A 25,427-nucleotide genomic window follows, 5' to 3' on the forward strand; every position below is an offset into this window, starting at 1 on the left:
TGAACTAAGTCCCGCTACGCTAACACTCCTTATGAGTGACACAAATCCAAAATTTAAAATCCAAAATTTAAAATCCAAAATCTGTTTACTTGCAAGCCATCAGACGACAATAACTTTGAAGCTACTCTTGCCCCGGAGGGAGAATACTTAAATCGTTGTACTACTAAACTTGGATAAAAATGGTAAAGATTAGATGTATTTACTCAATAGTTTTGACTAAATTACTTATCTTCTCTTTAGATACTGAAGGACACCACGAGCGATCGCTTCTGCCATTTGATTTTGGTAAGCTGAGGTTCTCAGCCTAGCCATATCCTCTCGACCAGTCATATAACCCGTTTCCACCAGAATGGAGGGCATAGAACTTTTTCTCAGGACATAAAATCTGGCTCGTCGCACTCCCCTGTCTTTGAGAGTACCAATACTTTGGAGAATGCTACTGCGGACAATCCGAGCTAGATCCAGACCACTGTCATAATAATAGACTTCCAAACCATTAACATCGGGACGACTCGCACCGGCTGAATTAGCGTGGATGCTCACAAACACATCAGCATTAGCTCGCTCTGCTAATTGCACTCGTCCCGGAAGGGTAACAAAATAGTCAGAATCCCGCGTCAGAATTACTTGTATACCATTTTGCTGCAAAATCTGACCAAGTTTCTTACCAATAGGCAAGATAACATCCTTTTCGCGTGCCCCCCCAAGACCAAGCGCTCCAGAGTCTTTACCGCCATGTCCTGGGTCAATAATCACTACTACTCGTCCATTGGTAACTCGGCGCTGTGGTTGTAATCGGGGCTGGAGATTGGGATTATTTGGGTCTGGGAATGGACCCCGGTTTGGCGGTGGTAGCCCCGGTAAAGCAAACGGGGGTCTTCCAGGGAGGGAGACAACTCGCCGAGAGCCTTGTATGGGTAAAGACAAAAGCTGGTCGCCGATTTGCTTGGGTTGCCCAATTTGCACTCCGGCTGCTGCTTGAACTAAGACAATCACAGTGTTGGGTTTTTGGGGTTGCAGACGTACCCGGAGAATGGGGCTATTGGCAGCAAAGATAGGCCCGGTGACTTTCTTAGCTAATTTAGCATTGGGAATTGTGACGCGAAACAAACCAGAGGCTCTATCCCAGGTTCCCGTGGCTGATACAGTTTGATCGGCTCTAATTAGCAGTTGTGTGCCGTTATCAGCCAGTTGCACAGACTCAATTGTGGCTGGCGAGTTGTTGAGAGATGGTCTATTAGGAAAGGAAATGGGTTGTGGCTGATTGTCCGGTAGGTTGTTTGAATTATTACTTTCCGGCGATGTGACAACGCGACTAGGTAGAATTACCAAACCACCGCCACTACTATTGGTTGCTCGCCAGTCTGGGCTATTTTTATCTACCCGTAAAGTCAGACGGACGCCAGGAGGTTGGGTTTGTAATGAGGTAAATTCGACGCGGCTAAGACCATATTTGTTAACGGGTATATGATTCTGCTGCGCCAGATGTGATGATAAAGATGCGTCAGAGATGTCCATAAAGATGCTAGCGCGATCGCGGCTCCGAATTACCTGAATCGGAGGATTACCACCACTGCTGCGAATGAACAACCCATCGCCTGTTACTTGTAAGTTCTCAAGTTGAGTCGCCCCTCGTGTAGTAGTAGCAACCCTTGAAATATGAGGTTGAGGCTCAGAGTTTGGGGTGACTACACTGTAAGCACTTCTGGGAGATGAGGCAACTTTATCGACTTCCGGCTTAGGTAATTGCACCGTCCAGCGATCGCCAGTTGTGCCAACAAATTGGACTCGTTTGGGGTCTAAAGTATAACCAGGAGTTAGTTCGATGACTATACGTGTTGTGTCTGTATCAAACTGCCCAACACGGATCGAGCGAATTCCACCGCCTACCTGTTGGGTTAGCTGCGGACGCCCAAATGTAGTTCCTGGCAAATCAATTACCAGCCGAGTCGGGTTGAAAATTAGTTGTGCCTGGGGTTGAACTGTTCCCACAGTATTAATTTCCAGCCTGTTTTGATTGGTATCAAAGCGCCAAGATTCAAGTCTCGCGGCCATTACTGGCGACGATAGCATGAAGATAGTTCCAATAGTGCTGGGTAGTAACCAGTGTAATTTCACAGTCCTTTCTCCTAATTCACGTTCATGGGAGCCATCAATATCTCAACTTATTGGTAAATCATCACACCGTCACCACTTAAACTTGACCTCTGATGCCTTTTTTGATTTTTAAGCTGGTATAAAGACACACTTAAATTAATTAGTTATCAGGTTTCATATTGGGTCTAAATCGCCATGTCAAACCTTCCACCTGTAGAGGTGGGGGACTCTGACTCCCAATCAAGCTAGAAAACTGATAATTGATAGCCGTTCACTGATAAGTGTTTGTTCTTTGTTGCGATTGATGCACTGAGTAGATTATTCCCATTACTGTCAGATGATCTAGCAAAATCTATGGGTGTTACTCCCAATTACCTGGAAAATATTCAGATAAAGGCTCACAAGCCGAGGGAGACTGGAAATAAATAACATTCTGAATGCTGGTAGAAATTAAAAACAAACGATTATTCTACAATCACACGGGACGGAAATTTGGGGAGAGAAGTTTCCACAGCACAATCGCAAAATCTTCAAAGCACGGTGATAGTACTGAATTCAGAGTCCTGAGTTCTGAGGGAAAATTACTCAGAACTCAGTAATAATTTATCCAAGACTCTGATTAACGATCGCCAGAATCTGGGGTTACTTCCAAATTGCCACTGTCATTTGATGCTGGCACCCTCGACGGAGGTGGTTCAATTACCAACGATGTCCCAGAGGAACCGTCTAAAATTAGTTGCTCTGAGCCTGCATCCACAGTTTTTGGATCTGGAAATACAAATCGTAACAAAGGAGGAGCTAAAAAGGTTGTCAAGATAACCATCATGATAATTGCTGCCCCTAATGGTTTCGAGAGAGCGCCACTGGCAGCGCCGACACCAGCAAACACTAACCCGACTTCGCCTCTAGGTATCATCCCCACACCAATCGCTAAACGGTTGATTTCCGGTTGACCAAACACGCTTAAACCTGTGATTACTTTACCGAGAATGGCTACTGTGATCAGGAAAGTTGCCATAATTAGACCTTCACGATTGTCGGGAATTGCTGGGTTGAGAACTCCCAAATCGGTTTTTGCCCCAACAGTCACAAAGAAAATTGGCACTAATATATCGGCAATGGGACAAACTTGCGTTTGCAGTTCTTTGCGCTTATCTGTCTCCTCTAGCACTAAACCCGCCGCAAAAGCTCCCAGAATTGCTTCTAAGTGAATGACGGCGGCAAGATATGCCATAGCAAAGGCGAAGATGAATGCTGGTATTACGAGTCCACCGCGTGTTTTGAGTTGATCAGCGATCGCTACAAAGGACTTATTGAAAACATTGCCTAGTAGGATTGCGCCCAAAATAAAACCAGTGGCGCTGATAATCAAATAAATGACTTTACTTACATCCACCACGCCATCTTTAGCTAGGCTAGCAACTACCGCTAAAACGATGATTCCTAATACATCGTCAATTACGGCAGCACCGAGAATAATCTGCCCTTCTTTAGAATTGAGTCGCCCCAATTCTGACAGCACTTTGGAAGTCATCCCAATACTAGTGGCAGTTAAAGCCGCCCCGGCAAAAATTGCAGGTACAGCATCAATACCAAACAAAGTCATCAGTCCTACAGTCCCAGCAGCAAAGGGTACTACTACCCCCACTACTGCGACGACGGTGGCTTGGATACCAACTGCCATTAAGTCTTTTAAATTCGACTCCAAGCCGATTTCAAACAGCAGGATGATCACACCCAATTCTGCCAAAACGGAAATGACCTCAGATTGCGCTCCAAACACCGCTGGAGTGGCTTCAGGGGTTAAACCAGCAGTGATTTGCAGGAAGGACATGATCAAAGAGCTAGAACTGCCTGTGCCGCCTTCTGGAAAGACTAAAAGGTGGAAAACAGAGATGCCAACTACCACACCACCAACGAGTTCCCCTAAGACGGGCGGCAAACCCACTTGGTTTGATAACTCTCCACCAACTTTGCTAGCGAGATAAATAACTACTAAGCTTAGTAGCACTGCTGCTACTACCATTGAACTGTCTGCGGCTTCTGTTGCGCTGGCCAGCAGAGGAAAAGAGTAGCTGATTGGATCTAACAAATGCATGGGTTCTGTGAAAATCCTTCTCTTTGATTCTGACGCGTTTCTGAAAAACATCTGTCTAGGGAGACGCAATTGGCAGCTTTTAAAGCTTAATTTGTGCCATTTGTCAACTCAATCAAGCGCTGCCAGTAGACTTCCCAAACCGGGACTACAGACAGTCTCGGAAGTCGCAGTAAGTCAAAGTCTGTGAATTTATTGTCATGTTTGATTTGGGCTAGGGTGACGGGTTGGTGTACTCTTCGTAATGCCCGCACATCTACAACTGCCCGTTTGCTGTCATTGAGTTCTGGATCGATATAGGGTTGACTAACTATCTCTGCTAAACCGATGACTTGCCGTTCTTTGCCTGTGTGATAAATTAATGCCAAGTCACCAAGGAGCATGGTACGTACATGTTTCAGCGCTAGGGAATTGTTGACTCCATCCCAAACTGTACTGCCGTCCCGTTCCAAATCGAAGTAGGAATAATTTTCCGGTTCAGTTTTCAGCAGCCAATACGCCACGACAAAATCTCCAAAAAAGCTAGTGTAATTTTTTTAGTATCCAAAAATGTAACCATTTCAGCTTTTGACGATCGCAGTGTCAAAGTAAGAACATAGAAATCGGATCTAGCGATCGCACTTAAGTTATGAAAAACTTGTGGTAGCTGTTAAATCTCAACGGCCACCAAAAGATTGTTACATCCGCTTGTTAAAAACATCTGTGGATACTTTGAGGAGTGCAAATCTGATGACCAGAGCCGCTTTACCTGGTTCTCAGTTTCCATCTGGAAACTTGGGGAAAATACTGCCTTTAGCTTTGCTTTTATGTGTAACTTTTACAGTGCCTGCGTTCGCACAAGAAAAGGATAAATTGTGGCGAACCCTTAGTGTTAGTGGTCGTGGAGTGGAAACAACTCCTGCAACCTTAGCGCAGGTTAGTTTAGGAGTGGAGATTCAGGGGAAAACAGCCCAGGAGGTACAGCAAGAAGCCGCCCGGAGGTCATCGGCTGTAGTTGCGTTCCTCAAGAGCCAAAATGTCGAAAAATTACAAACTACTGGTATTAGTCTCAACCCAGTTTACAGCTACACCAATAATGTGCAGCGGATTACAGGCTATGCTGCCAATAACACTGTCAGTTTTCGCATTCCTACCGAAAAAGCTGGGACATTATTGGATGATGCAGTCAAAGCCGGTGCAACACAAATTAACGGTATTAGTTTTGTTGCGAATGATCAAGCGATCGCGGCTGCTCAAAAACAAGCATTAAAAGAAGCCACCCAAGATGCCCAGCAGCAAGCTGATGCTGTTTTCAGTGCCTTGGGTTTTAAAGCCAAAGAAATAGTCAGCATTCAAGTTAATAATGCGAGTCCGCCTCCACCACCCATGTTTTTACGGGCTGAGGCTGCCAAGTTAGCTGATACTTCCACCCCTGTTGTTGCTGGTGAACAGCAAGTAGAAGCATCGGTGACACTGCAAATTAGTTATTAGTTATTAGTCATTAGTCATTTGTGAGGACAAATGACTAATGCTCCATGCCCCATGCCCCATGCCCAATTAAAAATGTTCTGAAGACGTATCTCCTGTACCGCCCTCTCCATCTCGCTTAGAGCCTAATAAATCTAGTTGATCTACTCTAATAATCGGTGTAGAACGGTTTGCTCCTGTTTGGCGATCGCTCCATGTGTCAAACTTCAAGGAACCTTTGATGCCAATTAAGCTTCCCTTACGGACATAATTACCTGCTACCTCAGCCGTCTTATCCCATAATTCCAGCGTGAACCAGTCAGGTTCATCGCTGTTGCGCGATCGTCTTTTTACAGCTAGTGTCAATCTACACTTAACACTTCCAGATTCAAAATATTTTATATCAGGGTCACTGCCTACACGACCAACAAGGGTGACAATATTAATACTCATGTGCGTTACCTTTAAGTACAAGTGTACTGATTAATTCCGACTTTCATCATAGCGAATTGTGAAACACTTGAAAATAATGTGTTAAACAGTTAACAATATAGTTGACTTGAAAAATTATACATACTACTTGGAGAAACACATAAAAGTATACGGATATACTTAGTTAACCAGAAAATATCAAAAAATTGAAGCTTGAGAGATAGTAAATATTCCTGGGAATCATCTAAAAATATAGTCTAGTTTACTCAACTCAGGATATAAACTTCATCAAATCCGGCACGATTAACTCTTACCGTTGTAGTCAAAAAGTATCGCACATAGGGGGCTTAGAGACGCGTGGGTATTTTTAGAAACTTTCGCACATCATGGGATATGGGTATCGACCTCGGTACCGCTAACACTCTCGTTTATGTATCTGGTAAAGGTATTGTACTGCAAGAACCTTCTGTAGTTGCGATCGATGTCAACGAAAAGGTCGCACTAGCAGTGGGAGAAGAAGCCAAAAAAATGCTCGGTCGTACACCTGGAAATGTGATTGCCCTCCGCCCCTTGCGTGATGGTGTAATCGCTGATTTCGATATAGCCGAGCTGATGCTGAAAAGCTTTATTCAGCGTGTAAATGAAGGCAGATCCCTAATTTTACCTCGGATTGTCATTGGTATTCCCAGTGGTGTCACAGGAGTAGAAAGGCGAGCTGTCATGGATGCAGCTCATCAAGCAGGAGCAAGAAAAGTGTATTTAATCGATGAACCAATAGCTGCGGCAATTGGTGCAGGACTACCTGTTGCCGAACCGACTGGCAACATGATCATCGATATTGGTGGTGGTACAACAGAAGTTGCGGTGCTAAGTCTTCAGGGTACGGTGATTAGCGAATCAGTACGCATTGCTGGAGATGAACTGACTGAAGCGATCATTCAGTATATTAAGAAAGTTCATAACTTAGTCATTGGTGAACGTACTGCCGAAGACATCAAGATTCGGCTTGGTTCTGCCTATCCTACTCATGATGATAATGAAGCCATGATGGAAGTCCGAGGCTTACACCTGCTTTCGGGTCTACCGCGAACTGTCACAATCAAAGCCCCAGAAATCCGTGAAAGCATGTTGGAACCACTATCAGTAATTATAGAAGCTGTGAAACGGACACTGGAACGCACACCTCCAGAACTGGCAGCAGACATTATTGACAGAGGTATTATGTTAGCTGGTGGCGGTGCTTTGCTCAAAGGCATAGATACCTTAATTAGCCATGAAACAGGGATTATAACCCACATTGCTGCCGATCCCTTGTGTTGTGTTGTGCTGGGAACAGGTCGTGTGTTAGAAAACTTTAAACAGTTGGAACGAGTTGTCACCGAAAGCTCTCGCAATATGTAGTAAAAAAAATATCATATTTGAGTTCTATTTGGGTTCTATATAAATAGAATCCAAGTAGAACTTAATTTGTATAAGTAGATAAAGGTATATATGGTTACAATACGGCGTTGGTGGGATCGTAAAGGGTTACAAATCGGGTTGTTAGCTCTAGTAGTTGGTAGTGCTTGGATATTGCGACAGACTCAAGGTGAACTGGTGCTTGAGACATACCAGGCAATTACCCGTCCATTAGAGATGTTGCAGTCAGGGCCAACTCCAGAAGAACGTCTTAGAGATGCCCGAATATTGGAATTGCAAACTCGAATAGTAGATTTGGAAAGTCAAAAGACAAAGCTACAAAATTTATTAGGCTATGTGGAAAAAGAGCCACTAGCATCACGGCCAATTCCAGCACGCGTGGTAGGACGTAGTGCTGACCAGTGGTGGCAACAAGTTACCCTAAATCGCGGTGCGAATGTGGGGATTCAGGAAGGCTTCATAGTCAAGGCAGATGGCGGATTGGTGGGTCTGGTGGAGAATGTAACTCCCAATACTAGCCGCGTGTTGTTAATCAGTGACCTCAATAGTCAAGTGGGTGTATCAGTTAGCCGCACGTCAGCTAAAGGCGTTTTGCGAGGAGATTCTTCTGCTGAAGCTGTGCTGGAGTTTTATGAAAAAGTCCCAAATGTCAAGGTAGGAGATTTAGTTTCCACATCTACTTATAGTCAGAAATTTCCCTCTGGCTTGGCAGTGGGACGAATTAAGTCCCTAGATTTAAAGAAACTTCCCGCATCAGTGGCGAAAATTGAGCTTTTTCCGCCAATCCGCTCTCTTGATTGGGTAGCTGTTTATCCAAAGCCAGAAAACCAAGAGTCGGAAAATCAAGTGCCGCAAAAGTCTAAGTAAATTCTCCCTTAAAAATCTATAGAAAAATGAAGATTCCTGCATTTGGTAACAGCAGGCAGACAAAGCCAAAATCCTCAGAGCTAAAATCGAAATTCCAAATCCAGCCGCTTTATCGTTGGCATCCCGGTATACGTCAGTTGTTGGGTTGGATAGTGACGGTTGGATCTGTACTGTTATGTTTACTATTATTGCCAACCCGCCTGCCAGGTATGGAATTATTGGGAATTGGCCCTAATTGGCTGTTAATTTGGGTGGTAGCTTGGAGTGTGAAGCGCCCAGTGTTTTCTGGAGCATTCGCAGGTATAGTTCTGGGGCTACTTCAAGATTCAATGACATCACCTAACCCTACTCATGCGCTCAGTTTAGGTATAGTGGGAATTTTAACTAGTCTGCTCCAAAAACAACGTTTTATCGAAGAAGATTTTATTTCGATTGCTGTAATTGTCTTTGGTATGGCAGTTTTGGCAGAAACTATCTTTGGCTTGCAATTAACTTTGATCGGCGATGAGCGCAAAATAACAGATATTTGGACATATTACCAGCGTGTCGCCCTAGCTTCTGCCATTCTTAGTAGTCTGTGGGCACCTGTAGTCTATTATCCCTTAAATCGTTGGTGGCAGAGGATGAAATCGTTAGAGCAATTAGTAAAGGGAGTTAGGAATTAAGAAGAGGATAGGTTACAGGTGAGAGTCAAGAAAATTATCCTGTGTATCCTGTAACCTAAATCTTTATGGAATTTGGGCAACCTCTGGCAATATAGATTTAAGCGACAGTGAATTAAACAACACCGTATCATGGTAGTTAGTAGCATTCATGTCTGATACTTTCTTTTTTGCCTTAAAAAAAAATCAGGTAAGTCATCTCCTGATTTCTTGACGGCAGAATGTGGAAGCTTTCACTGATTAACCTAGTTGGAGAACGCTGATGTCTAAGGAAAGAAAAAGTAATAAAGAAGTTAAAAAACCTAAAAAAGATCCCAAAGACAAAAAGGAGAAACAAGAGCCAAGCAAATAGGATGATTTAGCCTAGTGCGTGCGATGTCTACGACAGTCACTGAGCTTGCCTACCTTGAGCCGACGTTGAAGCGTCGAAGTACTGGCTACGCCTATGCAACTAAATCAAGCAGGAACAAACTTCAGCGAAACACCGTTCATGCAGTAGCGCTGACCAGTGGGTGCAGGTCCGTCATCAAAAACATGACCCAGATGACCACCACAGCGACTACAATGTACTTCAGTTCTGGTCATAAACAACGACTTATCAACAGTTAGAGCGATCGCACCTTCAATTGGATTAAAAAAGCTGGGCCAGCCAGTACCACTGTTAAATTTTGTATCAGATGTAAACAGTGGCTGTTCACACGCGGCACAAAAATAAGTGCCATTGTCGTATTCCTTATCCAATGGGCTGGTGTGAGGGCGTTCAGTCCCATGCTTACGCAATACACTAAACTGTTCTGGCGTTAAAATCGTGCGCCACTCTGACTCTGGTTTGGTAATTTCAAATCCACTCTGAGAAGTTGTCATCGCTTCTGACTCCCAATTGATATACTTTGATAACACTGCTGTGCCGACTATTACTGCACTAGCCTGTAAAAAATAGCGTTTGTCCATATATCTATTATTTTCTATTTTGCCGTTAACTGGCCAATCAACTCCAGTACGGGATTCACTACTTCATAACTATAATCAGCGATCGCGCTGAATTAGCCCTGATAATCTCATTAAAATTAGCTAAGAAACAACAAAATATTGCACGGGAATCCGATCAACTTGACCTGATTTTGGACAGTACACCTAGATGTGTGTTACAGGTCGTGCATCGATTGCAGGGGGAGCAGGGGGACAATTGATGCCCAATACCCAATTTTTCCGATCGCCAGCTTATTGAACACGGTTTAATATACATTAGTCTGATAGAGATACCGGAGTTTTCTGAAAACTTCTTGCTTGCTTAAGTAGAATATGTGATACTCTCAAGCTATAAGCAAAGCACGGTATTTCTATCGAATTACCGTAGTTTTAAAAGGACAGGACTAATGCAGCTACTATGGTTCATCCCAACCCACGGCGACGGACGTTACCTTGCAACTGCTACAGGCGGAAGGGCAGTAAGCTTTCCTTATCTGCGGCAGATAGCCCAAGCGGTGGATGACCTTGGTTATACAGGGGCATTGTTGCCCACGGGTCGTTCTTGCGAAGATGCTTGGATTGTAGCGTCAACGCTGCTATCACTGACGCGACAGATGCGTTTTTTGGTGGCGATTCGTCCCGGCTTAGTATCACCTGGAGTCGCAGCACGGATGGCGGCGACTTTTGATCGGCTCTCTGGTGGACGCTTGCTGATTAACGTTGTTACCGGGGGCGATCCTGTAGAGTTGGCGGGAGATGGCTTGCATTTGGATCACGATCAGCGCTATGAATTAACAGATGAATTTTTGACAGTATGGCGAGCGATCGCTAGTGGTGAACAAGCCAATCTTCAGGGCGACTATCTCAATATTCAGGATGGTAAACTGCTGTTTCCACCCGTTCAGAAGCCATATCCGCCCTTGTGGTTTGGCGGTTCCTCTGCCGTTGCTCAAAAAATTGCTGCCAAGCATATAGATGTCTATCTAACTTGGGGCGAACCACCGGCGCAAGTAGCCGAGAAGATTGCATCAGTTCGCAGACTTGCTTTATCAGAAGGGCGAACTTTGCGGTTTGGAATTCGCTTACATGTGATTGTGCGAGAAACCGAGAGTGAAGCCTGGGATGCGGCGAATGACTTAATTCGGTATGTGGATGAGGAAGCGATCGCTAAAGCTCAAAAAGCTTATGCGCGGATGGATTCTGAAGGACAACGCCGGATGACTCAATTACACCACGGTAATCGTGAGGCATTAGAGATTAGCCCGAACCTGTGGGCGGGAGTCGGTTTGGTGCGGGGTGGTGCGGGAACGGCCTTAGTAGGCGATCCCCAAACTGTAGCTGCCAGAATATTGGAATATGCAGATTTAGGTATTGAATCCTTTATCCTCTCTGGTTATCCCCACCTAGAGGAAGCTTATCGAGTTGCAGAACTTTTATTTCCCCATTTGCCCTTAGAGAATCTACCCGCAGTGGAGAAACAACATGTTTTAAGTCCGTTTGGCGAAATTGTGGCAAATGAAGATTTCCCTAAGCAACAGCATCAGCAAAGAGCAACGTCCATATCCTAGTAATTAAGAACTAGAAGATTACCAGCCATGTTGCACCAACAAATTGACCAAAAAATCTCCGAAAAAGAAGCGTGGGCATTGCGTCGTCAGTTGGGGATACCTAACAATAAACGCTTGTGGGTGCTAGCTTGCATGGACGAACGTTTACCTGTGGAGAAAGTATTAGGAATTGGTGAAGGGGATGCTCATATTTTCCGTAATGCCGGGGGGTTAGTTACAGATGATGCTATTCGGTCAGCGATGTTAACTACACAGTTTTTTGGCACAAAAGAAATCATCGTTATTAATCATACCGAATGTGGCATGATGACAGCATCAGGAGACTTTCTCAGTGAGGTATTGCGAAATAAAGGTATTGACGTGGATCAAGTTAGTGTCGATCCTGCTTTGCCAGAGTTGAAGCTACCAAAAGGCGTTTTTTCCAAATGGATCAAAACGTTTACCGATGTGGATGAAATCTGCACACAGCAGGTGGAATTGCTGCGTAATTCTGCTTTCATTCCCCAAGATGTAGTTATTCATGGCTACATCTGGGAAGTAGAAAGTATAAGTTTGCGCCGTCCCTACAAACGTCTGAGTGAGAAGGTTAACACAGCATCAGCTATGAAGACCAAAACCACAAAACATACTCAACCCGTTTTAGAAATTGGGAGTTTAATTGAATGACAAATATTTTAGCGATCGCTGGTAGTCCTACTCATCCATCCAGAACTTACGGTTTTGTCGAATACACTGCCAAGCTTTTACAACAAGAAGGCTTGCATGTAGACATTATTTCAGTTCGGGATTTGCCTGCTGAAGATTTAGTTTTTGGACGATACGACAGCCCGGCTTTAGAACAGCCAAAAGCTTTATTAGCAAAGGCAGATGGTGTGATTATTGCCACCCCCATTTACAAAGCTGCTTATACAGGAGTGCTGAAAACATTTCTAGATTTGCTGCCACAAAAATCATTGACAGGTAAACCCGTGTTACCAATTGCTCTTGGTGGGACGATCGCTCACTTATTGGCAATTGAATATGCCTTGAAACCGGTGCTATCTGAATTAGGAGCGCGGCATATCCTAGCTACTATTTATGCGGTAGACAAACAAGTTCAACGACAAGCTGATAACAGCGTCCTGTTAGATGAGGAAATTGAGCAAAGACTCAAAGATGTTCTCAAGGAATTTGTTAAAGCTGTAGAATATGATGCCGCAGCACCTCAAGAACTGGTTCATGCCAATTAAATAATCAAGTTTATACCTCCGTTTACTCGTAGCAGAGGAGTAAAAATTACCCCTCTGCTACCTTTTTCTAAAAGTTAATCAGAGCAACATCTATTTATTGTCAATTATGCTATGACAAACATTTGTGGACATAGCTGAGACACCCTTGAATTTTTCTTATTATTCCAGTCTCAGCTTTTTTTTGCACCTTTTTCAACCCGTTGAACTCACGTTCCCTAGAGGAATTTTCGCCAACGTAGCAGATCGGCTCATGACCACCTGGCTGTAATACAAATTCAAACACTCATGAGTAACGATCAAAATCAATCGGTTTACGATGTAATCATTTCCGGGGCTGGCCCAGTAGGACTTTTCCTTGGCTGTGAACTGGCCTTGGCCAAATGTTCAGTCCTGATACTGGAAAAGGCGGAGAATCCGCACTCGCCCTTAAAGCAGCTTCCTTTCGGGATACGGGGACTTTCGGCGCCTACTATTGAAGCGCTTTACCGCCGTGGGTTGCTAAATGAACTTGAGGTACATAAACGCCTTAAAAACCCCCACCAAAATGCCGGACAAGGATCACGTCGTCAGGTTGGACACTTCGCCGGCATTCCATTTCATGAGGGCGATATCGACATCTCACAGTGGAAGTATCGCCTGCCAAGCTCGACTGAAACCAGTTTGATTTCTGAAATGCAAGAGCTTGAAATGGTGCTGGCCCGCCGCGCAGAAGCCTTGGGCGTAGAAATCAAGCGCAGGCTTGCCATTACTGGCTTTCACCAAACCGGGGACGGGGTAACTGTTCAGTCTGGTGAGCAATCTTTCCAAAGCAAATGGCTTGTGGGTTGCGATGGAAGCCGTAGTGTGGTTCGCAAGGCGGGCGGTTTTGAATTCGCCGGTACGGAGCCAGAATTCACCGGCTACACGACTCAGGTTGATATTGCCGATCCGGAGAAGCTCAGTCCGGGTCGAAACGTGACACCAACAGGCATGTACCTCCAATCCCAGCCAGGTTACGTAGTCATCCAGGATTTTGATGGTGGGGCATTTCATAATTCAGAAAAGCCAGTCACGCTTGAACACGTGCAGGAGGTGCTGCGCCGCATCTCGAACACCGACGTTACTATCAGCGCCCTGCATATCGCAACCACTTGGACTGACCGGGCACGGCAGGCCACAACCTACCGCAACGGACGGATACTTTTAGCCGGCGATGCCGCGCACATTCACGCACCGTTGGGAGGCCAGGGACTTAACCTTGGACTTGGCGATGCCATGAACCTTGGCTGGAAGCTCGCCGCAACCATCCAGGAGAAAGCTCCGTCAGGCTTGTTGGACAGTTATTATACCGAACGGCACCCAATTGGCGCACAGGTTCTGGATTGGTCACGCGCCCAGGTTGCAATCATGGGAACAGAGCCTCATGCCCGCGCACTGAATGCAATTTTCCGCGACCTTATGAATACGCGCGATGGTGCCACCTATATTGCAGGAAGGGTGCGGGGCGTTTTCACACACTACGATCTCGGTGGCGGCCACCCTTTGGCAGGCCACAGCGTTCCCAACTTTGAGTTGGAAGTCGGGACGAGGATTGGTGAGCTAATGCACGATGGTCAAGGAATACTGCTTGACTTCGATATGAATGCTTCACTAAAAACTTTGGCGAGTGAATATGATGATCAAATGAAGTATGTTTGGGGCCGGGCGAAAGAACAATTAGGCTTGAGCGCTGTACTGATACGCCCTGATGGGTTTATCGCCTGGGCTTCTGACAACGAACCTAATGAACAATCAATCAGACAAGCGGTTGCTCTTTGGTTTGCTCGATAGCCTGGAGTTCCAATAGCATCTAATCCACCTAAAGGCACATTGATTCCTGTAACCTAATCCCGTTATAGAGAAAACAGGTAACTGCCCCGACCTTACGATTCGCCTTATCACTGCCGGGACATGGAATAACCATGTAGAGCCTACCGGCACGGACGGTTTTACAGTGTAGGGATTAAAGAACGGCCGACAGCACCCCTACCCTGTAACGGATATGTCAGAGGCGGTAAAGCAGCAGCTGAATTTACTACACACCCCTTGCCGCTTTAAATACTGGGCGCACTTGGTTAGGGTTGCCTGGGATTTGATTATTTCCAATCTGTCGTAAGCGCACAGCATTGCTGTGCCCCTACCGCGTGGTCTATTTACCTGAAAATAGCTGTAAGTTGACACCAATGCACAAATGTACCCCCCTAGCGCGTGTTCCATTCGTAGATTTTGACACCAAAAATCTTTGGTGTTCACTTTAAGAAGAATGTTCAATGAAGGAACTGGGCTATTCTTTCCACAGCAGTTTCTAACAAAAGTGGCTCATGCACCAGGGCAAAACGGACATACCCTTCTCCAGATTTGCCAAAGCCAGCACCAGGGGAAGCGGCTACACCAGTTTGTTTGACTAGCTGGGTACAAAAATCTATGGAGTTTTGACTCCAAGGTGAGGGCAATTTTGCCCAGATGTACATTGTGGCTTGGGGAGTGGGAACGTTCCAGCCAATGCGGTGTAAAGCGTTGATGAAAGCATCACGCCGCCCCTGGAAAGTAGCGACAGCAGATTTTACGCCAGATTGAGGGCCAGTCAGGGCAGCGATCGCACCATTCAAAATCCCCCGATACTGATTAAAATCAACTGCGGCTTTTACCTGACGTAAAGCGTTAATTAACTCAGCATTACCGATGGCGTACCCAATACGGAAGCCGCCCATATTGTAGGACTTGGAAAGGGTGAAAAATTCAATCGAGACGCTCTTTTCTGGGTCAGCTTGGAGAATTGAAGGAATTGGGCATTGGGCATTGGGCATAGGGCATGGGGCATTGGTTATTCTTTCTCCCCCTGCTTCCCCTGCTCCCCTGCTTTCTTTTCCCAACTCCCCACTCTCGCCAAATACCAAATCTACGTAGGGGAAATCGTGAACCAGGGCGAGATTGTGCTGTTGACAGAAGGCGACAGCTTCTTGAAAGAAAGATAAAGGAGCGATCGCAGCTGTGGGATTGTGAGGATAACTTAATACCATCATCCGCGATTGAGCCAAGACAGGGGCAGGAATATCAGCTAACACTGGTAAAAAAGCATTTTCTGCCCGTAGTGGCATTGGGTAGATTTGACCACTGGCTAGGTAGACTCCCCCGGCGTGAGAGGGATAACCTGGATCGAGCAACAGGGCGAAATCTCCGGGATTGAGTATCGCTAGGGGTAAATGGGCTGTGCCTTCTTGAGAACCAATTAGAGGTAGTACCTCAGTTTCGGGATTGACTTTGATGCCAAATTTTTGTTCGTACCAGTTGGCTGCGGCTTGGCGAAACCCAAGGGTACCGTTAAACAACAGATAGCCGTGGGTAGTGCGATCGCCAAGAGATTGGGCGATCGCCTCAATGACATGTGCCTCAGCTGGTAAATCAGAAGACCCCAACGACAAATCAATTACTTGTTGTCCAACTGCCAAAGCGACTGCCTTGGCTCTGTCCATATCAGCAAATACATTAGATTGTAGGGGTTGTAAACGCTTTGCAAATTGCATATTAGTCATTAGTCATTAGTCATTGGTCATTAGCTATAGACTATGAACTATTGACTACTTAAGTGCTTATCTAAGAGTTCGAGTAATTTTTCTTTGCTGATGACTCCCTCAGTAGATTCTAATAGTTTGTCTCCTTGAAATAGTCTGAGGGCTGGCACGCCTTCCACTTGGTACTGCTTAACAGTGAGTGGGTTGGGGTCAATTTCCATTTTCACGATTTTGAGGCGATCGCTATATTTGCTAGCAGCTGAGTTAATCACGGGCGGCATTAATTGACAAGGACCACACCAGGAAGCCCAAAAGTAAACTAATACAGGCTGCTCGGCTTTTAACACTTCTGTTTCAAACTCAGCATCAGTTATGGTGGTGATTACAGCCTTACTCATTGCAGTCTCCATCAGGTGGCGATCAAAGTTGGCACACACAATACTTTATCCCAAAGTATTGACTAATGACCGAAAATTTGGGATTCAAGCCCCGCACTTTTAGGGCGGCTTTTTCTTAGATTTTAGATTTCTGATCAACTCTCTAAGCACGTCCGTCTTCGTTCTACCAACCGCATTGCAATACTCTTCTAGGATTTGAAACTCAAATTCTTCAATCCGAAAATCTAATCGTCTTTTCATTGCCACTTCCGGCTGCTTGCTGTACAATAATAACATGAAAGCAAGATTTAAATATCGCATTTATCCTACAGAACTACAGAAAAACGCCCTTTCCAAGTTGTTCGGGTGTGCAAGAACTGTGTGGAATGATGCGTTAGATTTTTGCGTTAAATCTTTTAAAAAAGGAGAAAAATACTGCAAAGAAGCAGAACTTCAGAAACGGTTTATAACCCAAGCTAAAAAGACAGAAAATAGAAGATGGTTATCGGAAGTTTCAAATATTACTTTGCAACAATCTATCAGGGATTTAGGGCAAGCTTACCAGAACTTTTTCAAATCTTGTAAGGGACAAACAAAGGGCAAAAAAATACGTTTACTAAGGTTTAAGAAACGCAAATCGGCTCAATCAGCTAAGTTTATAATTGGTGGATTTAAAGTACATCAACATAATGTTTACTTAGCTAAGATAGGTAAACTAAAAATTGTTTGGAGTCGTCCTCTACCATCTGAACCATCAAGTGTCACTATTATTAAAGATTCTGCGGATAGATATTTCTTAAGTTTTGTTGTAGAAATGAATACAGTTAAATTACCTGATAATGGTAATGCTGTAGGCATTGATTTAGGAATTACGGATTTTGCGACTTTTAGTCATGGGGAAAAAGTCAAGGCTCCGAAACCCTTAAAGAAGCATCTTGAAAAGCTACGTTCTTTGCAGCGTAAACTATCCAATAAACCAGTAGGGAGTAAAAGGCGTGAGGTAGCAAGAATTAAGGTCGCTAAATTACACGCAAAAATCTCTGATACTAGAACAGACTTTTTGCATAAATTATCAACTAAAGTTATCCGTGAAAACCAAACGATAGCATTAGAAGATTTGAACGTTAGCGGCATGGTTAAAAACCGTAAGCTTTCTCGTGCTATTTCTGATTTACGTAGTTTTCGGACTATGCTTGAAGCTAAAGCAACAATGTATGGTAGGGATTTACGAGTAATTAATCGATGGGAACCAACATCTCAAAAGTGTTTTTGTTGTGGTGAAAAGGGCGGTAAAAAAGAACTTTCAGTTAGAGAGTGGACTTGCCTTTTTTGCGGTAAAGAACACGACCGAGATATTAATGCTTCAAAAAATATTTTAAAAGTCGCGGGCGGGCAGTCCGAGACTAAAAAACGAACGTAAAGGAAGGCGTAAGACTACCGTTAAGGTAGTAGCATCCTGTGAAGCGTTAACCCCCTTCAAACCAGTTCAATTGAGCTTGTTTTAAGGAATCCCCGTTCCCTTCAGGGCGGGGAGGATGTCAAGTAAAATCCCACAACCAACAGGCGTGGGACTAGCTCAAATAAGTTTTCTGCCAATTTTACAATTGATCCAATTGCTTGCGTAGGGAATCCAACTCGGCATCAACCACCTCATTAGACTTAGCAGGAGTGGTTTGTTGTTGCGGTGGCAGTTGGGGTTGATTTACTGGAGTAGCGGGTGGTAACATTTGGGCTTTCAAAGCTGCCAATTCATCATCAACATCGCTACCACCTTCCAACTGGGCAAATTGGGTTTCTAAATCTGCACCTGCTAACTCTCCTAGTGCCTGGGCTTTGGATTCTTGGATTAAGACTTTTTCTTCCATCCGCTCGAAGGCAGACATTGCACTGCTGGTATTCATCCCACGCACCATGCCTTGGAGTTGCTCTTGAGCTTTGGCAGTGGTAATTCTAGCTTTGAGCATTTCTTTCTTGGTCTTAGCCTCAGAAATCTTGCTTTCCAGCTGGATTAAGTTGCGCTTGAGGGTTTCAACTTGAGTGCTTTGGGTATCCAAACTAGCTTTGAGGGCGGCGCTGGTGTCCGTATAAGTCTTCTTGCGCTCTAGAGCTTGTCGTGCTAAGTTCTCATCACCTTTTTGCAGCGCTAGTTGGGCATTGCGTTGCCACTTATTGATTTCATTTTGGGCATCATTGTACTGTTTCTCACTGCGTTTTTGGCTGGCGATCGTCTGGGCTACTCCCTGACGCAGCTGCACCAAGTCTTCCTGCATTTCCAGGATGGCTTGTTCGAGCATTTTTTCGGGGTCTTCGGCTTTGTTAACCAGGTCATTGAGGTTAGAACTAACTACTCGCTTAATGCGATCAAATAATCCCATAACTTTGTTTTTCCTTGTCTGGTTTACGCTTTTTGTTGGACAGTTAGCTTTTTTACTTTTTAATAGCTACCTATTTAAATGTAATCTTTCCGCTTTGAGTCAGTACCTCCTAACAACTCTTAATTGTTAAGATAGCTCCAAACTGGGGTAATTAGCCGAACTTCAAGAGTCTTGGGTTTTGGGTAACTGCTGCGCTGTGTTCTGGTTCTCCTGGGTGAGGAGACTGTTGTGCTGTGTGTTTTCTGCCTGGTTTAAAACCTGCACTTTCATCGCTGCCAATTCGGCATCTACATCATTAGTAGATTCCAAAGAAGTAAATTGTGTTTCCAAGCCGTCGCTACTGAGTTCAGAAATCGCTTCTGATTTAGCTTCTATCTGCAAAACTTTTTCTTCCATCCGCTCAAAGGCACTTAGACTGCTGGTAGCAGAAACTGTGCCCAACATTTCTTGGAGGCGATAAGACGCTTCCGCAGAACGGGCGCGAGCAATATACATATCTTTTTTAGTTTTCGCCTCGCCAATTTTTAACTCCAGCGATCGCATATCCTTTTTTAGCCTAGCTACTATATCGTTTTGCTGCCCTATCTGGGAAAAGAGGGCTGTAGAAGTTTCTTTATAAGCTTGGCGCTTAGTCAAAGCTTCGCGTGCTAGAGGTTCGCTGCCTTGTTGCAGGGCTAATTGAGCGCGGCGATACCATTCTTCTGTTTGAGACTGGGCAGCCGCCGCCTGTCGTTCGGTGCGTTTCTGGGTAGCGATCGCTTGTGCGACACCCTGCCGCAACCGTACCAGATTTTCCTGCATCTCTAGGACAGCTTGCTCCAGAATCTTTTCTGGATCTTCTGCACCACCGATCAAACTATTGAGATTAGCGCGAATCACCCGCAGGATACGCTTGATTAATTCCATGTCGGCTCTCCATTCACGAAACTCAGTAATGAGTGCTGAGTCCTGAGTGCTGAGTATAAGATTTTTTGTCGTCGGGTAGTTATGCAGTGGTGAATGCTCAGTTAGAGTCCTGAGTATAAGATTTTTTGTCGTCGGGTCGTAAACAAGCAAGATTTTGCCTCTATTACTTCAGCACTCTTCACTCATTGACTCAGCACTCAGCACTCAGCACTGTTATCTTATGGTATCGTAGATTTTTGCAACTCATGGCTGCTGAACTCGTGCGTTAATTCCCTTTCTCTGTAACAGTTGCATCTGTTGTTTTACTTGCACTTTAGTCTTAAAAGCACCCAGATAAATCAATTCTTTGTTGGATGATAAATAAGCATCGGGAACTACTTGCCGTGCTGAGGCTAAAGCCGCGTCTTTATTGTCTATCACTACATGATAGAACCCATCTGTTCCTGGTTTGATTTCTGAATTCGGCTTTGGTGAGGTTGCGATTGGCTTGGGCGAAGTTTTTGCCGGTGAAGTGGGAGGCAAATTCAAAAGAGGTAAGGGCTGTACCGTCGGTACTGGTGCTAAGGCGATCGGAGTTGTCGGCTTTAGGGCTGTGTTGGGGCTAGGCAATGCCGCTTGAGGATTTGCAAAGTTTTGGGGAACGACTGGATTAGGCACTACTGCGAGGCTTGGTTGGACTTTGGGTTGTAAGCCAACTACATCATTGGGATCTTTCACCTCAGGAAACTCTTGGGCAGCTAGATTGGGATACTTAGGTATAGAACTGCTTGGTGGCTGGATTTGAGGTTGGAAATTACTCCCAACTTGCTCAGTATTTTCTGGTGCGGCAGAGGAGTTCCCGTTAAACAACTTGCCTAAATTCCATTGTGGCAAGCTTTTGGGATTGAATACTACATAACCCAAGGTAAGACTCGCAACCAATAGCAGCAACATGGAGCCGATACCCAAAGGTGATAGCAGACTGTCGTTATAATTGCTTGGCTTCTTGGTTTCTGGTTGTTCTTCTTTCACACTTCGCAGCAGTGCTTCACTAGATTCTAAATAGTCATCTGGGTGCTTAGGGGTGTCATCTGGCTGCAAGAGATTTTCGCTTTTAGTATGTTTAACGACTACTGGCACGATGCTGCTAGTAAAGTTGGTACTAAAGTTGGGCGGGGGTGGTGGAAGTTGAGTTTGTGTTTTAGCAGAATCTGAGATGGAGGGTACATTGAGATTATTTAGTTCTTCAGTATTTGCCGTAGCTGGCGCTGGGTTCATTTCCGGATTCACAGCTACAGATGCGGGTGGTACGTCAATTTTTGCCGTAGCTGGCGTTTCCTGATGATTCACGGGTACAGATACAGATGGCACGTTGGTTTTAATTTCCGTTACTGATGACTGAGTTGTGCCCGATGTTGTCGGAATGGCAGTCAACGGCTGGGTTTGACTACTCATGTAACTTGTAACACGGGGCTGCTTCGATGACACCAAACCAGTTCGCGTCCGTCGGTATCGAGCTAACTCTTGATCTAGCGGCACCTCTAAACTCGCTAGTGCTGCTGCAAGTGCTGGTTTCAACCCAGGTGTTTTAGAGGATTGAGTACCGGAATCATTCAGGGGATTTTGAGTCATTGCCTCTGTGCCTCAAACATAGACTGCTGGAATTAACTTTAGATATTATTTGTGACAATGGTAACGGAAATTATCAAGACTGGGGATTGGGCATTAGGCATTGGGCATTGGGCATTGGGCATTGGGCATTAGAAAAGAGAGATTTTCAGGTTTTGTTATGAACGATAGTTCATGGGAGTCTATTTTGGAAATAGAGTATGGGGCTGTGAGGCGAGTAGGGTGAAAAATCCTCACTTCTCACTCCTCACTCAGCACTCAGCACTCAGCACTTTAAATGATGTCGTTGAAATCAATTAATGATATTTTAGGCATTCTGGAAAAGCAGGCTAAATGGCAGGAGCAACCATTTCAACGCCTGCTCAAGTTTTGGCCAGAAGTTGTTGACCCAGTGGTTGCCGCACATACTCGACCATTGTCGATTCAACGCGATATTTTGTCGGTAGCAACTTCTAGTGCTGCTTGGTCGCAAAACCTGACCTTTGGTCGCACGTCTCTGCTTTTAAAGTTGAATAAAAAGCTGCCAACACCTTTGGTTGATATTCGCTTCTCTACTGCTGGCTGGCAGAATCCATCTGTGGAGAGAAAACAGCAACAAACGGTTTCAGCCCATGAGCATCCCAGTTACCTTGGTGATGAAATTAGCCACCCTGATGTTACACCCACCAAGGATGTAAATTCTGCTTTTGGGCATTGGGCTAAGGTCATGCGATCGCGATCGCATGGCTTACCCCTTTGTCCTCAGTGTCAATCTCCCACCCCACCTGGCGAACTCCAACGCTGGGAAGTCTGTTCTGTCTGTGCTGCTAAACAGTTTTGAAGGCAGTCAGTCCTGACCTAAATTAAAAGCAAAATAGTTTAGCGATTATTTGTTGAACAGAATTTATCCTGAAGTAACTTGCTGTTACCACATAAAATAGTTCTGGCTCTGGAGAAAAAAGAGATTTTAAGGCGAGAATATGGCGAATTTGGCATCTAAAGCAGACTATTTATCTAAAATTCTCTACCTTAAACTCTCCTTAAGGAGGAAGTTAAAAGGCTGGAGAAATCAAAAGCTTTGCTTTTAGTCTTGATCCCTAATAATTTCTAGCCAAAATCTATATGTAATCACTCTCAAGATTATTGAAATATATAACAACAATATAAAAATATTATAAAGTTTGTTTTTCCCTTGGGATCGCTGAAACCTAGATAAAATAATAACTTTTTGGCTCTTATCCGTATTTATATATAGAAGCAGAATAGAAGGGTGAAATACAGCCTGAAACGAAACTAAAGATGAATCAATATGAAACCCATTAAATATTTAGCATCTGCCTGTAGATATTGCCGTCATTACCAGCCAGAGGGTCGCCGTGGCGGAATGTGCCAGCAGTTGGGAGCACCTGTTCAAGCAACTTGGAAGGCTTGCTCTTTGGCACTCCCACCTTTTGCACCTACTTGGGAAACCTTGGAAGATGCTTGGAGTTTGCCAGATGCAGCCCCAGTTTTAGCCTGTTCTAATTCCCCAGCCTCAGATTTAGATAATGCTGCTCTTGCCCCTGTAGAGGAAATAACTGCCTCTATATATTCTGAAGAGGCCAAGACTGAAGCAGTGTTTATTTAGTTATCCATTATTACTGAACTGATTTTGTAGTTTGCTTAAGATAAGATTTGTTTTTAAGATTTTTAGTGCTGTAAAAGTTGACATCTACAAAAATCGCACCTCACTAAAGGGTGCGATTTTTGCAATTCTAAGGTAGCCAAGGAAAAGAGCGAAAATCTGGTGGACGCTTTTCGAGAAAGGCTTGTTTGCCCTCAGACCCTTCTTCTGTCATGTAATAGAGTAGGGTGGCATTACCAGCGAGTTCTTGTAAACCAGCTTGTCCGTCACAATCAGCATTGAACGCGGCTTTGAGACACCGAATTGCGATCGGACTTTTTTCTAAAATCTCCTGCGCCCATTGAATACCTTCCGCTTCTAGATGTTCCAGTGGGACGACGCAATTAATTAAACCCATTTCTAGAGCTTGTTGGGCATCATATTGGCGGCAGAGAAACCAAATTTCTCTAGCTTTTTTTTGCCCCACGATGCGGGCGAGATAGCTGGCTCCAAAACCACCGTCGAAACTGCCGACTTTGGGGCCAGTCTGTCCGAAAATGGCGTTATCGGCGGCGATGGTAAGGTCGCAAATCAAGTGTAAAACGTGTCCACCACCGATCGCATATCCAGCTACTAAAGCAATTACCACTTTTGGCATGGAACGAATCAGGCGTTGTAAGTCCAACACATTCAAGCGGGGGATGCCAGTTTCGTCCACATAACCCGCATGTCCGCGCACACTTTGATCGCCACCCGAACAGAAGGCATATTTGCCATCAGTGTGTGGGCCATAACCAGTAAATAGGACAACACCAATAGTAGTATCTTCACGAGCATTACAGAAAGCGTCGTACAGTTCAAAGACAGTTTTAGGACGGAAAGCATTGCGTTTGTGGGGACGGTTGATGGTGATTTTCGCAATGCCATCGTTTTTTTGATACAGAATGTCTTCGTAGGTTTTGGCAGTTTGCCAGTTAATTTGCATTGGTATGAAGTGCGCTGTTGTGCTTGAGAATTTTATCGCGGTATTAGGGACAAGCGATACCTGCGGTGGGCTACGCCTACGCTAAAATTGGTATCTCAAGCCTTTACAATCTGGTAATTGTCTGGGTGTTGAGGAATAAAAATGCGACGTGACACCATTTTCTATAAATTATTTAAGCAATTTCCTCTTTTGCTGTTTGAATTAGTAGATGAACCACCCCCAGAAGCGGAGAACTACCAGTTTGAATCAGTTGAGGTGAAAGAAACGGCGTTTCGCATTGATGGAGTGTTTTTACCTCCGGCTAATGCAGTTTCCAAAACCGTCTTTTTTGCTGAAGTCCAGTTTCAGAAAGACGAGGACTTGTATCACCGCTTCTTTAGTGAGTTGTTTTTGTTTCTCTACCGTCACACTATCCGTTACGATGACTGGTTTGGAGTAATAATTTTTGGCTCTCGCAGCCTGGAACCTTCTTCCTCTTCGATTCACCGCGCTTTGTTAGAAAGTGGTCAAGTCAGGCGGGTTTATCTGGATGAGTTAGGGGATTTGCGACAACAACCTTTGGGATTGGGTTTGATGTTGCTGACAAATGTTACTTCTGAAACGGAAGCAGTGGAAGACACGCGGGTATATCAGGAAGCGGTGGAAGAAGGAATGCGATCGCTCGTCTTCCGAAAGTTAAAACGACTATTTGGTGAAATTGCTGAGGAACTTTTAGCCAAAATTCAGACATTATCGCTGGAACAGTTGGAAGCGTTAGCTTTGGCGTTATTGAAATTGAGGTTGCGATCGCAATCTTGAAAGGGTGATTACAAGTCAACCAAAATGATCTTGAATTGGAAGTGATGCTATTTGAAAGGCTGCTTGGCATTCATTAACTAGATTTTGGCTGTTGACACTCGACCACAATCACCATTAGGGATAAAATAAGCAACCGTGCAGAAAGTTACGTTAAGGCTAATTTTCCTAAGAACAGAACTTAGTCATTATCTTTTGAACAGCCCGAAATCTTGATTATTTAGTTGAATGTCCATGCATATTACTCAGCGTCAAGAGCAATTTAGTAACGCTTATATTCGTGCTGTTGCAGCAGTAGTAGGTTATACCCTTTATAAACAAGAGGTAGATGATGACAGCATTGACTTGGGTATTGCAGCCAAAGGAGCTATTGGAACTATTCGCTCCCCCCATTAGACCTATCCGCGAATTACCAAATCTATGCTAGTAATAGGTTTGAGTCATTATTTAGGACAGGCGATCGCTGACACTAGTCTGACGATAGA

25 protein-coding genes are annotated in these 25,427 nt (G+C 44.6%); 14 read left to right on the forward strand and 11 right to left on the reverse strand.

From position 1 onward, the window contains the following. Nucleotides 1-225: 225 nt before the first annotated feature. The 3 genes from V7K36_RS16675 to V7K36_RS16685 all read right to left on the reverse strand — a co-directional run bounded on the left by V7K36_RS16675 (nucleotide 226) and on the right by V7K36_RS16685 (nucleotide 4,695). Nucleotides 226-2,118, reverse strand: coding sequence for an N-acetylmuramoyl-L-alanine amidase (locus tag V7K36_RS16675; RefSeq protein ID WP_335117518.1), 1,893 nt, complete (start codon nucleotides 2,116-2,118; stop codon nucleotides 226-228). 598 nt (nucleotides 2,119-2,716) lie between these two features. Continuing rightward, complete coding sequence (locus V7K36_RS16680) at nucleotides 2,717-4,195, reverse strand: cation:proton antiporter (protein WP_335117520.1); 1,479 nt, start codon at nucleotides 4,193-4,195, stop codon at nucleotides 2,717-2,719. 86 nt (nucleotides 4,196-4,281) lie between these two features. Continuing rightward, nucleotides 4,282-4,695: an EVE domain-containing protein gene (locus tag V7K36_RS16685; RefSeq protein WP_335117522.1), complete on the reverse strand. Its 414-nt coding sequence runs from the start codon at nucleotides 4,693-4,695 to the stop codon at nucleotides 4,282-4,284. Nucleotides 4,696-4,921: 226 nt separating this feature from the next. Here V7K36_RS16685 and V7K36_RS16690 point away from each other — a divergent pair, with 226 nt between their 5' ends. Next, nucleotides 4,922-5,662 carry an SIMPL domain-containing protein gene (locus V7K36_RS16690; protein WP_335117558.1) on the forward strand — a complete coding sequence of 247 codons (741 nt, stop codon included), beginning with the start codon at nucleotides 4,922-4,924 and terminating at the stop codon, nucleotides 5,660-5,662. Between the two features lie 66 nt (nucleotides 5,663-5,728). On the opposite strand, the gene V7K36_RS16695 is transcribed toward V7K36_RS16690, so the two are convergent. Then, nucleotides 5,729-6,091, reverse strand: coding sequence for a single-stranded DNA-binding protein (locus V7K36_RS16695; protein WP_334823126.1), 363 nt, complete (start codon nucleotides 6,089-6,091; stop codon nucleotides 5,729-5,731). A gap of 372 nt (nucleotides 6,092-6,463) precedes the next feature. Here V7K36_RS16695 and V7K36_RS16700 point away from each other — a divergent pair, with 372 nt between their 5' ends. From V7K36_RS16700 to mreD, 3 genes are all read left to right on the forward strand, one after another. Further along, nucleotides 6,464-7,471: a rod shape-determining protein gene (locus V7K36_RS16700; protein WP_292793711.1), complete on the forward strand. Its 1,008-nt coding sequence runs from the start codon at nucleotides 6,464-6,466 to the stop codon at nucleotides 7,469-7,471. Between the two features lie 90 nt (nucleotides 7,472-7,561). Next, nucleotides 7,562-8,356, forward strand: a complete 795-nt coding sequence (mreC, locus tag V7K36_RS16705) for a rod shape-determining protein MreC (protein ID WP_335117524.1) — start codon at nucleotides 7,562-7,564, stop codon at nucleotides 8,354-8,356. A gap of 26 nt (nucleotides 8,357-8,382) precedes the next feature. After that, a complete protein-coding gene (gene mreD, locus V7K36_RS16710; RefSeq protein WP_335117526.1) occupies nucleotides 8,383-9,021 on the forward strand; it encodes a rod shape-determining protein MreD in 639 nt (212 codons plus the stop codon). A gap of 453 nt (nucleotides 9,022-9,474) precedes the next feature. On the opposite strand, the gene msrB is transcribed toward mreD, so the two are convergent. Then, the gene (gene msrB, locus V7K36_RS16715; protein WP_334823131.1) at nucleotides 9,475-9,969 is read right to left on the reverse strand and encodes a peptide-methionine (R)-S-oxide reductase MsrB; all 495 of its coding nucleotides are present in this window, start codon (nucleotides 9,967-9,969) and stop codon (nucleotides 9,475-9,477) included. Between the two features lie 425 nt (nucleotides 9,970-10,394). Here msrB and ssuD point away from each other — a divergent pair, with 425 nt between their 5' ends. The 4 genes from ssuD to V7K36_RS16735 all read left to right on the forward strand — a co-directional run bounded on the left by ssuD (nucleotide 10,395) and on the right by V7K36_RS16735 (nucleotide 14,593). Next, complete coding sequence (gene ssuD / locus V7K36_RS16720; protein WP_335117529.1) at nucleotides 10,395-11,555, forward strand: FMNH2-dependent alkanesulfonate monooxygenase; 1,161 nt, start codon at nucleotides 10,395-10,397, stop codon at nucleotides 11,553-11,555. A 27-nt stretch (nucleotides 11,556-11,582) separates the two neighbouring features. After that, entirely contained in the window at nucleotides 11,583-12,221 is a 639-nt protein-coding gene (locus tag V7K36_RS16725; protein WP_335117531.1) for a beta-class carbonic anhydrase, read from the forward strand. After that, entirely contained in the window at nucleotides 12,218-12,784 is a 567-nt protein-coding gene (gene ssuE / locus V7K36_RS16730) for an NADPH-dependent FMN reductase (protein WP_334715895.1), read from the forward strand. Before V7K36_RS16725 ends, ssuE begins: the two co-directional genes overlap by 4 nt. Nucleotides 12,785-13,069: 285 nt before the next feature. After that, nucleotides 13,070-14,593, forward strand: a complete 1,524-nt coding sequence (locus tag V7K36_RS16735; RefSeq protein WP_335117533.1) for an FAD-dependent monooxygenase — start codon at nucleotides 13,070-13,072, stop codon at nucleotides 14,591-14,593. Between the two features lie 476 nt (nucleotides 14,594-15,069). Here the strand turns inward: V7K36_RS16735 and V7K36_RS16740 are convergent, their stop codons facing one another. Next, a complete protein-coding gene (locus V7K36_RS16740) occupies nucleotides 15,070-16,326 on the reverse strand; it encodes an LL-diaminopimelate aminotransferase (protein ID WP_335117560.1) in 1,257 nt (418 codons plus the stop codon). Nucleotides 16,327-16,373: 47 nt separating this feature from the next. After that, the gene (locus V7K36_RS16745) at nucleotides 16,374-16,712 is read right to left on the reverse strand and encodes a thioredoxin family protein (protein WP_334940546.1); all 339 of its coding nucleotides are present in this window, start codon (nucleotides 16,710-16,712) and stop codon (nucleotides 16,374-16,376) included. A 274-nt stretch (nucleotides 16,713-16,986) separates the two neighbouring features. Here V7K36_RS16745 and V7K36_RS16750 point away from each other — a divergent pair, with 274 nt between their 5' ends. Beyond that, nucleotides 16,987-18,111 (forward strand): RNA-guided endonuclease InsQ/TnpB family protein, encoded by a 1,125-nt coding sequence (locus V7K36_RS16750; RefSeq protein ID WP_335117535.1) that lies wholly within the window; start codon nucleotides 16,987-16,989, stop codon nucleotides 18,109-18,111. A 178-nt stretch (nucleotides 18,112-18,289) separates the two neighbouring features. Here V7K36_RS16750 and V7K36_RS16755 read toward each other — a convergent pair whose 3' ends face one another. The 3 genes from V7K36_RS16755 to V7K36_RS16765 form a co-directional block, all read right to left on the reverse strand. Then, nucleotides 18,290-19,066 carry a PspA/IM30 family protein gene (locus tag V7K36_RS16755; RefSeq protein WP_335117538.1) on the reverse strand — a complete coding sequence of 259 codons (777 nt, stop codon included), beginning with the start codon at nucleotides 19,064-19,066 and terminating at the stop codon, nucleotides 18,290-18,292. A gap of 162 nt (nucleotides 19,067-19,228) precedes the next feature. Continuing rightward, nucleotides 19,229-19,972, reverse strand: a complete 744-nt coding sequence (locus tag V7K36_RS16760) for a PspA/IM30 family protein (RefSeq protein WP_335117541.1) — start codon at nucleotides 19,970-19,972, stop codon at nucleotides 19,229-19,231. 243 nt (nucleotides 19,973-20,215) lie between these two features. Beyond that, nucleotides 20,216-21,583 (reverse strand): hypothetical protein, encoded by a 1,368-nt coding sequence (locus tag V7K36_RS16765; protein ID WP_335117544.1) that lies wholly within the window; start codon nucleotides 21,581-21,583, stop codon nucleotides 20,216-20,218. On the opposite strand from V7K36_RS16765, the gene V7K36_RS16770 reads away from it, so the two are divergent. From V7K36_RS16770 to V7K36_RS16780, 3 genes are all read left to right on the forward strand, one after another. Beyond that, nucleotides 21,583-21,744 carry a hypothetical protein gene (locus V7K36_RS16770; protein WP_335117546.1) on the forward strand — a complete coding sequence of 54 codons (162 nt, stop codon included), beginning with the start codon at nucleotides 21,583-21,585 and terminating at the stop codon, nucleotides 21,742-21,744. The two genes, V7K36_RS16765 and V7K36_RS16770, sit on opposite strands and share 1 nt — an antisense overlap. 116 nt (nucleotides 21,745-21,860) lie before the next feature. Further along, complete coding sequence (locus V7K36_RS16775) at nucleotides 21,861-22,400, forward strand: DUF721 domain-containing protein (RefSeq protein WP_335117562.1); 540 nt, start codon at nucleotides 21,861-21,863, stop codon at nucleotides 22,398-22,400. A 468-nt stretch (nucleotides 22,401-22,868) separates the two neighbouring features. Continuing rightward, the gene (locus tag V7K36_RS16780; RefSeq protein ID WP_334823151.1) at nucleotides 22,869-23,186 is read left to right on the forward strand and encodes a hypothetical protein; all 318 of its coding nucleotides are present in this window, start codon (nucleotides 22,869-22,871) and stop codon (nucleotides 23,184-23,186) included. 127 nt (nucleotides 23,187-23,313) lie between these two features. Here the strand turns inward: V7K36_RS16780 and menB are convergent, their stop codons facing one another. Beyond that, complete coding sequence (menB, locus tag V7K36_RS16785) at nucleotides 23,314-24,147, reverse strand: 1,4-dihydroxy-2-naphthoyl-CoA synthase (protein ID WP_335117548.1); 834 nt, start codon at nucleotides 24,145-24,147, stop codon at nucleotides 23,314-23,316. A gap of 141 nt (nucleotides 24,148-24,288) precedes the next feature. Between menB and V7K36_RS16790 the strand changes: the two genes are divergently transcribed. Together V7K36_RS16790 and V7K36_RS16795 are read left to right on the forward strand one after the other, a co-directional pair. Continuing rightward, nucleotides 24,289-24,945, forward strand: a complete 657-nt coding sequence (locus V7K36_RS16790; protein WP_335117550.1) for a DUF2887 domain-containing protein — start codon at nucleotides 24,289-24,291, stop codon at nucleotides 24,943-24,945. 231 nt (nucleotides 24,946-25,176) lie between these two features. After that, a complete protein-coding gene (locus V7K36_RS16795; protein ID WP_335117552.1) occupies nucleotides 25,177-25,338 on the forward strand; it encodes a hypothetical protein in 162 nt (53 codons plus the stop codon). The last annotated feature ends 89 nt before the right edge of the window (nucleotides 25,339-25,427 follow it).

Source organism: Nostoc sp. (assembly GCF_036919555.1).
Taxonomy (GTDB): Bacteria; Cyanobacteriota; Cyanobacteriia; order Cyanobacteriales; family Nostocaceae; genus Nostoc.